The 13617-nt window shown below is 70.0% G+C and carries 11 protein-coding genes and 1 pseudogene; 8 read left to right on the top strand and 4 right to left on the bottom strand.

Features of this window, described 5'->3' with window-relative positions:
* The first annotated feature begins 7 nt into the window (after window positions 1-7).
* From AC3EUV_RS20390 to AC3EUV_RS20365, 6 genes are all read left to right on the top strand, one after another.
* Window positions 8-625 carry an MBL fold metallo-hydrolase gene (locus AC3EUV_RS20390; protein WP_432142981.1) on the top strand — a complete coding sequence of 206 codons (618 nt, stop codon included), beginning with the start codon at window positions 8-10 and terminating at the stop codon, window positions 623-625.
* A gap of 491 nt (window positions 626-1116) precedes the next feature.
* Window positions 1117-1278 carry a hypothetical protein gene (locus AC3EUV_RS20385; RefSeq protein WP_432142864.1) on the top strand — a complete coding sequence of 54 codons (162 nt, stop codon included), beginning with the start codon at window positions 1117-1119 and terminating at the stop codon, window positions 1276-1278.
* Window positions 1279-1335: 57 nt separating this feature from the next.
* Window positions 1336-2304: a cucumopine synthase-related protein gene (locus tag AC3EUV_RS20380; RefSeq protein ID WP_432142865.1), complete on the top strand. Its 969-nt coding sequence runs from the start codon at window positions 1336-1338 to the stop codon at window positions 2302-2304.
* Window positions 2301-3413: an NAD(P)/FAD-dependent oxidoreductase gene (locus AC3EUV_RS20375; RefSeq protein WP_432142866.1), complete on the top strand. Its 1113-nt coding sequence runs from the start codon at window positions 2301-2303 to the stop codon at window positions 3411-3413. The genes AC3EUV_RS20380 and AC3EUV_RS20375 overlap by 4 nt, the downstream gene beginning before the upstream one ends.
* A 128-nt stretch (window positions 3414-3541) precedes the next feature.
* On the top strand, window positions 3542-4600 hold the full coding sequence (locus AC3EUV_RS20370) for an AMP-binding protein (RefSeq protein WP_435603518.1): 1059 nt from the start codon (window positions 3542-3544) through the stop codon (window positions 4598-4600).
* Window positions 4600-5961, top strand: a complete 1362-nt coding sequence (locus AC3EUV_RS20365) for an aldehyde dehydrogenase family protein (protein ID WP_435603517.1) — start codon at window positions 4600-4602, stop codon at window positions 5959-5961. Before AC3EUV_RS20370 ends, AC3EUV_RS20365 begins: the two co-directional genes overlap by 1 nt.
* A 67-nt stretch (window positions 5962-6028) precedes the next feature.
* Here AC3EUV_RS20365 and AC3EUV_RS20360 read toward each other — a convergent pair.
* A pseudogene (locus AC3EUV_RS20360) lies at window positions 6029-6667 on the bottom strand (histidine phosphatase family protein); the annotation flags it as partial.
* A 117-nt stretch (window positions 6668-6784) separates the two neighbouring features.
* Window positions 6785-7666 (bottom strand): LLM class F420-dependent oxidoreductase, encoded by an 882-nt coding sequence (locus AC3EUV_RS20355; RefSeq protein ID WP_432142869.1) that lies wholly within the window; start codon window positions 7664-7666, stop codon window positions 6785-6787.
* A gap of 136 nt (window positions 7667-7802) precedes the next feature.
* Here AC3EUV_RS20355 and AC3EUV_RS20350 point away from each other — a divergent pair, with 136 nt between their 5' ends.
* Together AC3EUV_RS20350 and AC3EUV_RS20345 are read left to right on the top strand one after the other, a co-directional pair.
* Window positions 7803-8576, top strand: coding sequence for a DUF72 domain-containing protein (locus tag AC3EUV_RS20350; protein ID WP_435603516.1), 774 nt, complete (start codon window positions 7803-7805; stop codon window positions 8574-8576).
* 70 nt (window positions 8577-8646) lie between these two features.
* Window positions 8647-8931, top strand: coding sequence for an acylphosphatase (locus AC3EUV_RS20345; RefSeq protein WP_432142871.1), 285 nt, complete (start codon window positions 8647-8649; stop codon window positions 8929-8931).
* 111 nt (window positions 8932-9042) lie between these two features.
* Here the strand turns inward: AC3EUV_RS20345 and AC3EUV_RS20340 are convergent, their stop codons facing one another.
* Window positions 9043-10446, bottom strand: a complete 1404-nt coding sequence (locus tag AC3EUV_RS20340; RefSeq protein WP_435603515.1) for a lanthionine synthetase C family protein — start codon at window positions 10444-10446, stop codon at window positions 9043-9045.
* On the bottom strand, window positions 10443-13580 hold the full coding sequence (locus AC3EUV_RS20335) for a lantibiotic dehydratase (protein WP_435603514.1): 3138 nt from the start codon (window positions 13578-13580) through the stop codon (window positions 10443-10445). Before AC3EUV_RS20335 ends, AC3EUV_RS20340 begins: the two co-directional genes overlap by 4 nt.
* Between the last annotated feature and the right edge of the window lie 37 nt (window positions 13581-13617).

Below are 13617 nucleotides of genomic sequence, written 5' to 3'. Positions count from 1 at the left end.
GACCATGATGCGCCTCACCAAGTACACCCATTCCTGTATCCGGTTGGAGCGTCCGGGGGGCGGGACACTGGTCATCGACCCCGGTATCTGGAGCGAGGCACGGGCGCTGCACGGTGCCGACGCGATCCTGGTGACGCACGAACACGCCGACCATGTCGATGTGCTGCGCCTCAAGGGACTCGGCGCGCCGGTCTACGCACCCAAGGGCGCGGACTTCGGCGGTCTGCTGGACGTCATCGAGGTGGAACCGGACGAGGAGTTCAGCGCGGCCGGCTTCGCCGTCACGGCGCACGGCGGCCGGCATGCGCGCATCTACGGCGACCTCCCGGACTGCGCCAACCTCGGCTATCTCATAGACGAACGCCTCTACCACCCCGGCGACTCGCTCCATGTGCCGGACAAGCCGGTGGAGACGCTGTTCGTGCCCGTGCAGGCGTCCTGGCTGTGTACGTCCGAGGCCATCGACTTCGTCCGGGCGGTCAGGCCGGAACGGGCCTACGGCATCCATGACGCGCAGCTCAACGAGCGGGGCCTGCACAGCGTCAACGGCTGGCTCGATGAGGAGGCGGGCGGGTGCTACCACTGGGTGCCGCCGGGCGCCCGGTTGCCTTGCCCGCAGCGGTGAGTGCCGGCTCGGCCGGAACGCCCCCTTCGCACCTTGGGCCGAATTCGATCTACAGGGTTGACCGGTTGGTTCTGGCATGTATTCTCTAATTGAGAGGCGGCATCCTTTAGGAAGACCTCGGCAGATTGGGGGATCCTTGTTAGACCGGTTCGGTTGGCAGTGGCAAGTTGGCTATCCAGTTAAGTTGTTGAATTGCTTGCTCCTCCCTCGATGTGTCGGAGGGGTCATCGCGTAAAGATATGCCAGGCAGTCTGAAGTGCGGGCATTTCGGCGTGACTTGTGGTGCCGGTATGCGCGACAATTTTCTTGTTTATTTTTGCTAAGTATTGTGTAGAGTCCGCTACTTCCCCCCGTCCTGGTTTCCTGACGAGAGAATCTGACCGCCGCCCGATGGGGTGACGCGGACGGTATCCGGCGGTCCCTGGCGCCGTGAAGCCAGGCGCTCGTGTTGTCTGCCTTCCTCGCCGCCGGCGACACACCTTTGAACGGCTGTGGAGATCACCGCCGACTCCGGCTCCGCTCTTGCACGCCTGCGAGTTCCCGCAGAGCGGCCCTTTGCCCAGCTCAAGAGCTGGCGCGTGCAGCACACGATGCGTATCGGCCCCGGACGGGCCACCGCCCTGCTGCACGCGCTCTTCGCCGTCATCCAGTAACAGCGCTCATTCGCAAGGACGCAGAGGAATTCTGCGCACTGAACGAAGGGGAAAGTCTTGACTGAAACGACTTCCGGTCGGCATATCGAGATTGCCTGGCCCGACCTGGGTATCACCGTGACCGCGGAACTCGACGGTCGCAACACGGAACTTGCCGACGCGCTGTGGAAGGCGTTGCCCTACCAGAGTTTGCAGGGACACGCGCTGGTGGCGGGTCAGCATTTATATCACGCGGCACCGATCCCGTCGCTGCTGCATCTGTCCGCGTCCACCCGGATCGCAGATCGACGCGAGGCGCCCGATGGGACCGTATTCTGCTCCGCGCTACAGCATGTGGGCATCAAATACGGCACATTGACCGAACCGATGCCGGCATCCCCGGTGGGGCAGATCCGGCAGGAGGATATACCCGCATTACAGGAGGCCGGGCAGGCGGTCTGGGATTCGGTCTATTCGACGAAGAAGCCGATCCTGGCGGAGGTCCGCAAGGCGGGAACCGCAGGCGGCCACCGTATTCCGCATCTGACCGCCGCAGATCCCGAGGCGAAACGTCTCATCCACGATGTGTACACCGCGACCGATCGGGCTTGGCTGTCCGCACCACAGGAACTCGCTGATCTCCACGAGGGGGTGATTCCTTCCGGGGCGGGGAGTTTTGAGACGGTGTTGCCCACTCTGCTGTTCGTCAACGGTGAGACCCGCCCGCTGGGGTATGCCACCTACGGCGGTCTGGTCCGGGCCGCGGTCCAGGGCATGCCGATGGATTCCTTGCGCCACATGACGCGCCTGCTGGTCGGTCTTCCGGCCGAGTTCCTGGGCTACTGCGGCCTGGAGCAGCTGTGGAGTTTCACCCAGCGCTTCCTGGCCTGCCTCGACCGGCTCGATCGCGACGATTTCCTGAGTGTGGTGAGCCAGTTGGCCCTCTACGTCAACTGCTTGGGCGGCTGGAATCTGCACCTCTACCCGTGGGACGCCGGAGACCACCTGCGCCAACTGCGCCTCGACGACTCGGTCCGCCAGTCGTGAGCCAACTCCCCGAACGCACGGACACCGTCGTCATCGGCGGGGGCGTCATCGGCAACTCCATAGCGTGCCGGCTCGCCGAGGCAGGCGTCGGTACCGTCCTGCTGGAGCGTGGCGCGCTCGGATCGGGATCGTCCGGGACCACCGCGGGCGTGGTGCGTACCTACTTTCCCGGCAACGCTCTCATCAGCAGCCTTGCCGTCCGGAGCCTGGCGGCTTACCACGCCTTCGCCGAACGGACCGGAACCGACCTCGGCCTGACGCGTATCGGCCTGCTCGTGCTGTTCACCGACGAACACCAGGTGCAGGACTTCCGGCACACCCAAGCCGCCCAGCAGGCAGCCGGCGTGGACGTCGAACTCGTCACCGCTGCTGAAGCAGCGCGGCTCAACCCGCTGGTCGACGAGCGAACCATCCTGGCGGCAGCCTGGTCGCCCGAGGCCTACGCCTGCGAGCCCGCCGCGATCGTGCGCGGCTATGCCACCGCCGCCCAGAAGGCCGGCGCCATCCTGCGCACGGAAACACCCGTCACCGGCATCGACCCGGACGGGCGGGTACACACGCCTGCGGGCAGCATCCGCGCCGACACCATCGTCTGCGCGGCAGGCCCCTGGGCGGGAAAGGTCGCGGCCATGGCCGACGTGCCCCTTCCTGTGACCACTTACCCCGTCGAAATGCTCCTGACCGACACCCCCGCTAGTGCCCCGCGCAACGCTCTGCCGATGACCATGCACCCGTCCAGCCTGCGGATTCGCAGCTGGGGAGACCGCATCCTCGTCGGGATGGGCCGCCCCGCTCCGGACGAGACCCGACAGACCTGGCTCCAACGGGTGTCACACCACCTAGGCACGACCTTCCCGGCCCTCGCCGGCAACGGTCTCGAGCACGGGTGGAGCGGGGACCTCGATGTCAGTCCGGACGGGATGGCTTTCATCGGCCGCGATGGCTCCCGCCCGTTCCTCTACGCGGCTGGATTCTCCGGTCAGGGACTGTGCCAAGCACCTGCCGCCGGAGAGATCATCCGAGATCTTGTGCTCGACAAGAGTTCCTGGATCGACACGGCCGGCCTCTCCACCGCCCGCTGCCTCAGTGGTTCGGCCGAGAGCCGGTAGGAAAGACGATCACTCTCAGGTCCCACCAGGGCCTGAGCAGTCACGTGAAGCGAAAAGTGCTGAAGCCCAGGGTGCAGAGGGATATCTGCACCGGCGGCGGCATGTTCCCTTCTTTCGAGAGGAAATCCATGGTCGAGCACACCGGCGGAGAGTTCGTTCGGGAGATGATGCGGTGGCACTTCAGTCCGGAGACCGGGTCACCGTTCTGGCTGAAGCGGGCCGAGGACCTCGACTTTGATCCGCTGACCGATGTCCGGGACTTTGACGATCTCGGCTTGTTTCCCAATGTGGTGGACGAACTGCGCGATGTCGGCGTCCGTGAGCTGATTCCCCGGGGCTACGGAGACGAGCACCGGGCGGCCGTCTACGAGAGCGGCGGCACCACCGGGCAGCCCAAGCGAGTGATGTACGCCGCGGAGTGGCACCGGCGCAGCGTCGAATGGTTCAGTGAGCGACTGGATGCGCACGGCGTACCTCGAAATGTCGACTGGCTCAGTGCGGTTCCCACCGGCCCGCACAATGTCGGAGCAATGGCGGTCGACACCGCGATGGGCCGGGGCGGGCTGAACTTCAGCATCGATCTGGACCCGCGATGGGTGAAGAAGCTGCTCGCGCAGGGCCGGACGGACGTGGCCGACGCCTACACCGACCACCTCATCGAACAGGTCGGCTACATTCTGGCCGGCCAGGATGTGGGCGTCCTCTTCGCCACCCCGCCGATGCTGGAGCGCCTCGCGCAGCACGACGATCTGGTCGAGCTGGTGAACCGAAAGGTTCGCGCAATTATCTGGGGCGGTACCCATCTGGACGCTGACACCCGGGATCTGCTGCGCGACGAGGTGTTCGCAAGCGCCACGTTCGTCGGCGGGTACGGCGGCACGATGATGCTGGGGACCTCGGTGGAGCGACCCGGCCTCGGTGACGACGAGCCGTGCGTGTTCGACTCCTTCGCTCCGTACACCACGTTCCGGGTGATCGACCCCGACACCGGCCGGGTTGTTCCGTACGGCGAGCGCGGGCAGATAGTCCTGCATCACATGAGCCGAACTGCCTTGCTGGTCAACAACATTGAGCGGGACTCCGCAACGCGGATCGCACCGGTGGACGGCGGCTTCGGTGATGCGGTCGCCGACGTCGCACCCGTCGCGTCCTTCGGTGATACGAAGGTGATCGAGGGCGTGTACTGATGCTGTCCCTGGACGTTCTCGGCCCCGGCGGCCCCTATCGGTCCCGGCGCCAGGAGACCATTCGCGATCTTGCCGGAACCCCGGTCGCGACACTGAGCCTTGCACCTTCGCTCTACGTCACCCGCGCGATAAAGGCCCTGCGCCGAGCGCCGGCGCTACCCGTCGACGCACGGATCGCGGCGTTCGCACAGGCGGGCCGGGCCTTCGCCACGCAGTCGATCGCGGGACTGACGCCGGAGGAATATCAGCGAACCGTCAGCGCGGTCACCGGGATACCGATCACGGTGGTGCGCCAGGCCACCGACGACCTTGCGCGGGCCGCCGAGCGGATCCACCACACCATGGAGAACGCGCGGCCGGCCGCTGCGGTCGGCTCGTGGCGCGATCCGCGGGCTCAGGGCGGTGCGGCGTTGTGGACCCGGCGCGGTGAGGTATTCGCCGTCCATGCGGCGGGCAATCACCCTGCGGTGCACCAGGGTTGGTTCGATGCCCTCGCGCTCGGCTATCGCGTTGCCGTGCGTCCCTCCCGTCGTGAGCCGTTCACCCCGCATCGGCTGGTCACCGCCCTGCGCGAGGCCGGTTTCGGCGACGAGGCAATCGCGTTGCTGCCCACCGACCACCACGTGGCCGACGACATCCTCCGGCACGCCGACTTCGGAATGGTGTACGGCGGTGCGGATGTCGTGGGCAAGTATGCGGGCGATCCGCGCATTCTGCCGCAGGGCCCCGGGCGCTCCAAGATCCTCATCACCGCCGAAACCGAGTGGGAGCCGATCGTCGACACCCTCGTGGAGTCGATCAGCAGTGGTGCGGGCGTCGGTTGCGTCAACGCCACCGGTGTACTCGTCGAGGGCGACCCTTCTCCCGTGGCCGCGGCGATCGCCGAACGCCTCGCCGCGCTGCCCAGCCTGCCCGCGATGGACGAACGCGCCGTCCTGCCCGTGATGCCCGTCGGTCCCGCCCGTCGGTGGGACGGGTATCTGCGGCAGCGGGCAGCGGGCACCAAGGCGTGGCTCGGCGGTGACGGAATCGTCGACGAGCTCGGCGATGGTTCCGCGGTGCTCCGGCCGGCGGTGCACCAGCTCGACAGCCCCTTCGCCGAACAGCTCGGGATGGAATTGGGCTTCCCCTGTGCGTGGGTAGCACCGTGGGACCGCGACGCCGGGATCCGGCCGCTGCGCGACACCCTCGTCCTCACCGCCGTCACCACCGACGCGAACCTGATCGACGCATTGATGGCCGAGCCGACCATCGCCAACGTCTATGTCGGTGACCATCCGACACCGTGGATGCAGCACGGACTGCCGCACGACGGCTATCTCGCTGAATTCCTCATGCGCACCAAGACCATTCGACGCTGACCGACGAGATGCCGTGCCGAGCACCGCTCCATTGGCTGCCTCAGGGATTAACGGGAAATCCCTGAGGTCAGCCGTGGCCCGCCAGGTGCGACGTATCGTTCAGCAATTGCACCGACGCATTCCCGTCCCCGTCATAGGCCACGGCCGACAGCGAGGCCGCCGACAGCTCCATCCGGAACAGTGACTCGGGCGGCGCGCCCAGCGCCAGCCGAATCAGCGTCCGCAACACCCCGACATGCGAAACGACCAACACCTTCCGCCCCTTGTACCGCGCCAGGAGTTGGTCCCGCGCGAGCGCGGCCCGGCGCGCAACCGCGGTGAATGTCTCGCCGGTTCCGCCGGGCACCGCCTCCGGAGAGGCGAGCCACGCTGCCATTTCGTCCGGGTAGCGCTCACGCACCTCGGCGAACGTAAGTCCCTCCCAGACGCCGAAATCCGCTTCGGTGAGCCCTTCGTCGACGCGGACTTCCAGGCCCAGCCGTCGTGCCGCCGTCTCGGCCGTCTGCTGGGCCCGGCGCAGCGGTGAGGACACCACCGCCTGCACCGCGCCGCGTGCCACGAGCATCCTCCCGGCGGCCTCGGCCTGCCGCCGCCCGGCCTCCGACAGCGCCGGATCGGAGCCGCCGCTGCCGGACAACCGCTTCTCCGGTGTCAATGCCGTCTCACCGTGGCGCAGCAGCACAAGGGTGGTGGCGGTGCTCTGGTCGGCGAGCGCGAGATTAACGCCGGCCGTTCCACGGCTGGTTCCGGAGCCGATGCGCATCGGGTCACCCCTTTCGGTCACAGCCCCCGTCGTCGGCGGCATGGTGGCGAAGTGTGTGGTTCAGCGCAGCGCGGCGATGACCGGTGCGAAGTTCTCCATGTTGTATTCCATGACCGTGAAATAGGTGAAGCCGTAGCGTTCGCGGCGTTCCTTGATTTGCTGCGCCATCTCCGTCGGGGTGCCGATCAACACGGAGGGCAGCTCCTCGGGGCTGTCCGCGGCGTCGGGCCGCAGCGGATCGAACCTGTCCGGTACCGAGGCGCGTTCGGCGGGCGGAATCACCTGCTGCACCATGATGTTCAGTTCCACAGCGTCTGCGCGGTCACCGAGCAGGCCGCGCACGTAGGCGACCCGTTCTTCCGTCTGCGCGACTCCGGCCAGATGGAGCACATCACCGGTGGTGTTGGCCCAGCCTCCGGTCAAGGCGATGATGTCGGCCTGCTCGGCGGCCAGCCGCAACAGCCGGTCGCCCCAGCCCCCAATCAGCAGTGGTGGCCCGGATGGCTGGGCCGGCCGCGGCTGATATTCCGAGTCCTTGAACAGAGAACGCAACGTGGTGACAGTCCGTTCAAGCTGTTCGACCCGTTTTCCGCCGCTGAGAAACGGTATCTCCGCGGTGTCGAACTCGGCCTTCACATAGCCTGCGCCGAGCCCGAGTTCCATACGCCCGTCGGTGAATTGGTCGGTGCTCGCCACGTCACGCGCGAGAAGGACGGGGTTGTAGAACGGTGTGTTCAACACGAACGTACTCAGTCGTACCCGTTCGGTCATTTCGGCCGCGAGCACCATTGCTGGAAACGGAGCGGAGAACTCCAGATGATCGGCCACTCCGACCACATCGAAACCGAGTTCCTCGGCTCTGCGGCACTTCGCGCTCCACTCGCGTCGCGAACCGGGAACGAACATGTTGACACCGAAGCGTAAAGGGGGCTGCGAAGGCATTATGCTTGTATATCACATGATTAATTCGCGCGTCATCCGCTGGGCGGGACGACCTCATCTCCAGGACCGCGATTCGCCCGGTGACGGATATCCGGCGACTGATATGCCGTGCCCCCGACCGGGCAGGGATGCGGATATGACCGTCCTCGTCGGAACCTCCGGTTGGCAGTACAAGGACTGGCGCGAGGTCCTCTACCCGCCGGACCGGCCGCAGCGACTGTGGCTGGAGGAGTATGCGCGGCACTTCGCCACCGTGGAGAGCAATGCCGCCTTTTACCGGCTGCCGGAGGAGAAGACCTTCGCGGACTGGCGGGACCGGACCCCCGACGGGTTCGTGATGGCCGTGAAGGCGAGCCGCTATCTGACGCACATCAAGCGGCTGCGCGAGCCGCAGGAGCCGGTCGGGCGGCTGATGTCGCGGGCCGCCGCCCTCGGCCCCCGGCTCGGGCCCGTCCTGCTCCAACTGCCGCCCACGCTGAAGGCGGACGCCGGCTTGCTGGACGACTGCCTCAGCTGCTTTCCGGCCGGCACCCGGGTCGCCGTCGAGCCCCGCCACCCGTCGTGGTGGACCGCGGAGGTCCGTACGGTGCTGGAGCGGCGGGGCGCCGCGCTGTGCTGGGCGGACCGCGGTTCCCGGCCCGTGGCGCCGCTGTGGCGGACCACCGACTGGGGGTATGTGCGTTTCCACGAGGGCCGTGCGGAACCCTGGCCGCGCTACGGCAGGCAGGCGCTCATCACCTGGGCGCGGCGGATCGCCGACACCTGGCCGGACCGGGCCGACGTGTACACCTACTTCAACAACGATCCGGACGGGGCGGCCGTCCGCGACGCCATCACCTTCGCCCGTGCCGCCGCGGCCACGGGCCGCACCGTGAGCCGTGTGCCGTCCGGGCGTGGCGCCGCCCGGTGACCGCGGGCCCGGGATATATCTGCGCTCGGACGGCCGGGCCGGGTGAACGAGGTGATGAGGTGAGACAGGGATGATTCGCCGACGGATGGTGGTCTCCGGAGACGTGCACGGCGTGTTCTTCCGCGACACCTGCCGGCGCACGGCCGACGGGCTGGGGGTGGCCGGCTGGGTGCGCAACCTCCCGGACGGGACGGTGGAGGCCGTGGGCGAGGGGGAGCCCGAGCGGGTGCAGAAGCTGGTGGACTGGGCGCACGAGGGCCCGCCCCTGGCCACCGTCGACGCGGTATCCGTACGGGAGGAGGAGCCGGAGGGTCTGACGGGCTTCGAGATCCGGCCGACACCCGCGGGTTTCTGACCGGCCGACACCCGCAGGTTCTGACCGGCCGGGGCATCCAGGGCGTGCCGTGGCATCGGCCGACGGCCGAGGGGCGCGGCTCGACGCCCGCCCGGCTAGACGAGCGGCCCGTCACCCCATCAGGAAGACCGCGTCCCAGCCATTCCCCTCCCCTGCGCCGACTCCCCGGCGGGCATCGGCGTAATCGGCCAGGACGAGTGCGATCCCGGTGGCGCCGTCCAGCAGTCCGGGGTGGTGCACCCGGTGCGGTACGGGCCCGGACGCGGGGGCGGGCGGCACAATCTGGCGGTAACCAAAGGGAGTTCGGGCATCGCACTCCGCCACGAGCTCCCGGGCGAGGTCGTCCGCCGTCGCCCACCACTCGGTGCGTCCCGTGGCGACGGCCATCCGGCTGACGGTGTGCAGGACGCCCGCGCGGCCATGGCAGAAGCCCGGGTCGGCGGACACCGCGGTATCGAGCGGGCGGCGCACCAGGCCACTGACCGCGTCCTCCGCCAGGGCCGTCAGCCCGCGGTCACCGAGCGCCCGCCCGGCCAGATACAGCGACCAGGCGATCCCGGCTGTCCCGTAACACCATCCGGGCCGGCTCCTCGCCCCCGCCTCCCGGGGCGGACGGAGCTCCTGGGGCGGGTGGGATGACTCCCCGGCTGCCTCCGCGGGGGCGACGCGGCCGGGCCACCGGGTGCCCAGGTCGTCGGTGTGGCCCGTGCTCACCACCCAGTCGGCCATACGGCGGAGGGCGTCCGCCATCCCCGGCACCCGGTGTCCGGACCGGTACGCCAGCGACATCAGGGCCAGGGGGCCGCAAATCCCGTGCGCGACACCGACGTTGAGGTCGCCCTGCGGGAAGTCCACGCGGTCCCGGGGGAGGAGATAGCGGTCGGGGGCGCACCACCACCCCGGCACCTGGATTCCGTCGGCCACCGGGGACGGCACGGGATGCGTGATTCCGACCAGATAGGTGAGGACCTCGCGGAGTACCTGCGCGCAGCGCTCGTCGCCGTGGTCGGCCGCCAGGAGGAGGCCACGGCCTTCGCCCGCCAGGCCCGAGATCACGTCGTAGTCGTCGGCCGCCAGCCCCGCGCCGTCCTCCTGCCGCCGGGCCGCCAGGCGGGCGACCCGGGCCTGGACATAGTCGGCGTGCACCTCGGCGCAACGCGTCAGCAGCCGGGTATAGCCGCCGTGCGCGTCGGCGTGCAGCCGGGCGGGCAGCAGCAGATCACCGACCGCGGCCGGGCCGGCGTCGGTGGTCGCCGCGACGGCCGCCGCGAGATGGGCGTGCCCGACCGCCGCGTACCGGGCGTCGTTCCGGGCGCACCTGGTGTGCAGCAGCGCGATGCCGGGGTGCCCCATCAGCAGGGACGCGGGCTGCCAGGCGGGCTGGTGCAGTTCCGGCGGCAGCGCGGCGAGCGACTCGTGCGCCGTAACGGCCACCTGCTCCGGTGAGCTCAGTAGATCGGCGACGCGGTACGCGATGTCCGACGTGGCGTCGCACAGGGCGAGGGGTACGGTCATCGGTTGTTCCGCCGCCTTCCGAGCCACAGCGCCAGCGCCTCACGGGCCGTCACCTGCGCCGTCTGTTCCTGCTCGCGCCGTGGGCCGAGCAGCCGATTGCAGTGCATATGGGCCAGGCTCAGGGCGATCCGTGCCGTCCGGTCGCGGTCCGTCGCACCGGCCGACAGCACCTCGCGCAGACCGGCCAGCGCCGGGCCGCGGGTGCTCCACCCCACGCCCCAGCCGTCCGCCGCGGCCGGCGGCCGGGGCCGGGCGTGCGTGTCCAGCAGCGCGGCGATCTCCTGCTTCCGGGACCGCGGGACCGTTCCCCGTAGCGCCGGCACGGACGGGCCGCTGAGCCAGTCGAGCGCCTCGTCCGGGGAGCCGAGGCGGGTGAGGATGTCGAGGATGCCCAGGGCGGCCGGCAGCGACGGATCGCCCAGCTGGTCGGGGGCCATGGCCAGCAGCGTGACGACGGACTCGCTGTCGGCGTGGAAGACGCGCTCGGCGTGCCCGAGGGCGGCCGGACCGCCGTACCGCTCGACCTCGGGTTCGTAGGTGCCCAGGACCACCGGCCCGAGGAGTCCCGCCGCCGTCCGCTCCCGCGCCCAGGAGTGGAGCTCGGGCAGCAGCACCGGCCACAGGGACTCCGGCTTGCCGTGGAAGCGCAGCCGGATGTGCGGTTCCGGGTCCTCGTAACGGAGGAAGAACCAGCGGTCGGCACCCGCTCTGCCCAGCAGCTCGGGATCCGTCAGCGCGCCGAGGTGACGGGCCAGCACCTCCGGCTGGCGGGCCGGGGGCACCGGGAGCTTCGTGTAGAGCCACTCGCCGCCGGGCAGATGGGCGCGCACGCAGTCGCGGTCGCGGTCGCCGTCCGGGCCGCCCGTCGCGAGCGGGGCCGGAAGCGGGAGCGGCATCGGTGCCGCGGCGGGGCGGGTCTGCCGGGTGCCGGGCGGGGCGCTCCGGCCCGCGGACCGGGCGAAGACCGGAAAGACGAACTCGGCGGCATGGGAGCCCTCAGAGCTCCGGAACCACTGCCGTTCCGCCCGGCCTCCGCACCGCTCCACCACCGTCAGACCGGCCGCCCGCCGCACCTCGTCACGGAAGACCGGGAGATGCAGCGGATCGTCGAGGTCGACCGCGACGCGGTGATCGGCCTTGGTGAGCAGCACCTGCCGGGGCACCTCCCAGCGCCGCCGCCACTGCCCGACCTGCTCACCCCACTCCTCGTCGCCCTGGTCGGCCGCGGCGCGCAGGGCCCGGTCTGGTAGCCAGCGCGCCGGGGAGAGCACGGTCCGGCCGTGGCGCACCCGCGGCAGCGCGGGAGCCGAGGCCCAGCGTCCCCAGCTCCACGGGGCGCAGAAGGACCGGCCTTCCTGCCCGAGTTCCAGCAGGAACCGGGCCACGTACGGAAGATGACCGTTGGCCGGGTTGAGCATCGAGTACGAGAGCGGGCGCACCCGGCGGCCGGTCGCTCCGTCGACGAGCCGGAGGCCCTCGGTGTCCGCGTGGACCGCGAGGTTCTCCAGGCGCAGATCGTGCGCGGTCTCCGCCGCGGCGGGGCCGACGCCCAGGGGGAGGCGATGGGACAGCCACTGGGGGACGGCGGAGACATTGGCGGAACGCGCCACCCGGGGCCGGTAGGCGACACAGGCCGGGATCTCGTCGTCCGGTGAGCTGTGCTCCGCATGCAGCGCCAGCTCCTGAATCCGCGCGTCCGAGGGGCCGAATACCGGCGCGAATCGGCTGAACATCGCCCCCGCCAGCGGCGACACGGCCTGCGGCGCGAGCACCAGCTGAAAGTCCCCGGCGCACAGCGCCTCCCAGTCCGGCGCCACCAATTCGGCGCCCACCTCCATGCTCAGCGGGGCCGGCCCGCGCTCCGCCGGTTCCAGGGCGCGCACGGTCTCCTCGTCCAGCACCACTTCCCGTACGCCGCGCCGCGCCGCGTCCATCAGCAGCTCGCCGAGGACCCGGTCGCGCTCCCCGGAGTCGGGGGCGGGCACGGCTGCGGGCTGCCGGTAGGCGCGGGGCAGCCCCAGCCCACGGGCGTCGTCCAGCAGTTCCAGGACCGGCACCGCGCGGTCGGTGCCGTACTTTTCGAGGAAGGTCAGGTGGTAGTCGCGAAGGTGCGGATTGCCCCGGAGGACGGGGGAGGTCCGCCACAGCACCGTCGCGGCCTGTGCCGCCTCCCGGGCCACTTCGGACGGCAGGGTCAGCCGTAGGTCCAGGGCCAGGTCGGTCTGGAGCACGTCGGACGCCGGCTCCAGCGCCCGCATCCGTGCGGAGACCGCGGTCAGCCGGGCCCGCCGGTCGTCCGGCGGTGCGGTGTCCAGGGATGCCAACTCACCGTGGATCGCGCACAGTTCACGGGCGGTGGGGTGGTCGACCCCGTGCAGCCGGTCGCGTACGTGGTCGAGGGGGGCGGTGCAGTCGGGCGGCGGCGTCAGGTCGGTCAGCAGGAAGTGGCCGCGCACGAGCTGGGTGATGCTGCCCTCGACCGCGCCTTCGGGCGCGTGCGGGAACGCGCGCCGGGCCTCTTCCACCAGCCGGGGAAACGGGGTGGGCCGTGCCGCGGCCGCCAGCAGGGCCCGGACCACCCGGGTGTGGCGCACCGAACCCGCCAACTGCCGTTCACCGGTGGGGTCGTGGTGGTCGACGAGCACCAGCCGGCCGTCCCGTACGGTGTGCAGGTTGTTGGCCGTGAGCCGCGAGCGCTCCAGTACGGCGGGGAGGTCGCGCAGCATCTCCAGTACGCCGTCCAGCCAGGCCGCGTCCGGCCGGGTCACGGTGCGCCCTTCTCCGAGCGGTTCCCGGGCGGGCGCCGGTCCGAATCCGGCGAGACCGACCCCGGCGAACAGGCCGAACGGGGTGGGGCGGTGGGACATCCGTGAGCGGTACTTCGTCAGCGACCGCGCGATGCGGCGCAGCGACTTGAGCCGGAGCGGCTCCCCGGCGACGGCGCGGTCCACCTCGTCCGCCAGGCTCCCGCTGGCCAGGCTCACCGCCGTCATGAGCCGTGGTACGGCAGCGAGTTGCGTGATCTGGTCGCGCAGCCGGGCCGCTTCGTGTGGGGCCTCGCCGGACGGCCGGGGCCCGGGTGCCGGGGGATCGTCCGAGGGCAGCGGGAGGGCCGCGGCCCGTACCAGAGCCACCTTCCCGCACTCGAATCGCACATCACCCGTACCACTC

The sequence above is a fragment of the Streptomyces sp. bgisy130 genome (assembly GCF_057708345.1).
Note: the sequence above shows the minus strand (reverse complement) of the source record. Positions and strands in the feature narration are given on the sequence as shown.

Coding starts and splice junctions, on each gene's coding strand:
- AC3EUV_RS20390 (WP_432142981.1), top strand. CDS start 8: ATGCGCCTCACCAAGTACACCCATTCCTGTATCCGGTTGGAGCGTCCG.
- AC3EUV_RS20370 (WP_435603518.1), top strand. CDS start 3,542: ATGGTCGAGCACACCGGCGGAGAGTTCGTTCGGGAGATGATGCGGTGG.
- AC3EUV_RS20365 (WP_435603517.1), top strand. CDS start 4,600: ATGCTGTCCCTGGACGTTCTCGGCCCCGGCGGCCCCTATCGGTCCCGG.
- AC3EUV_RS20355 (WP_432142869.1), bottom strand. CDS start 7,666: ATGCCTTCGCAGCCCCCTTTACGCTTCGGTGTCAACATGTTCGTTCCC.
- AC3EUV_RS20350 (WP_435603516.1), top strand. CDS start 7,803: ATGACCGTCCTCGTCGGAACCTCCGGTTGGCAGTACAAGGACTGGCGC.
- AC3EUV_RS20345 (WP_432142871.1), top strand. CDS start 8,647: ATGATTCGCCGACGGATGGTGGTCTCCGGAGACGTGCACGGCGTGTTC.
- AC3EUV_RS20340 (WP_435603515.1), bottom strand. CDS start 10,446: ATGACCGTACCCCTCGCCCTGTGCGACGCCACGTCGGACATCGCGTAC.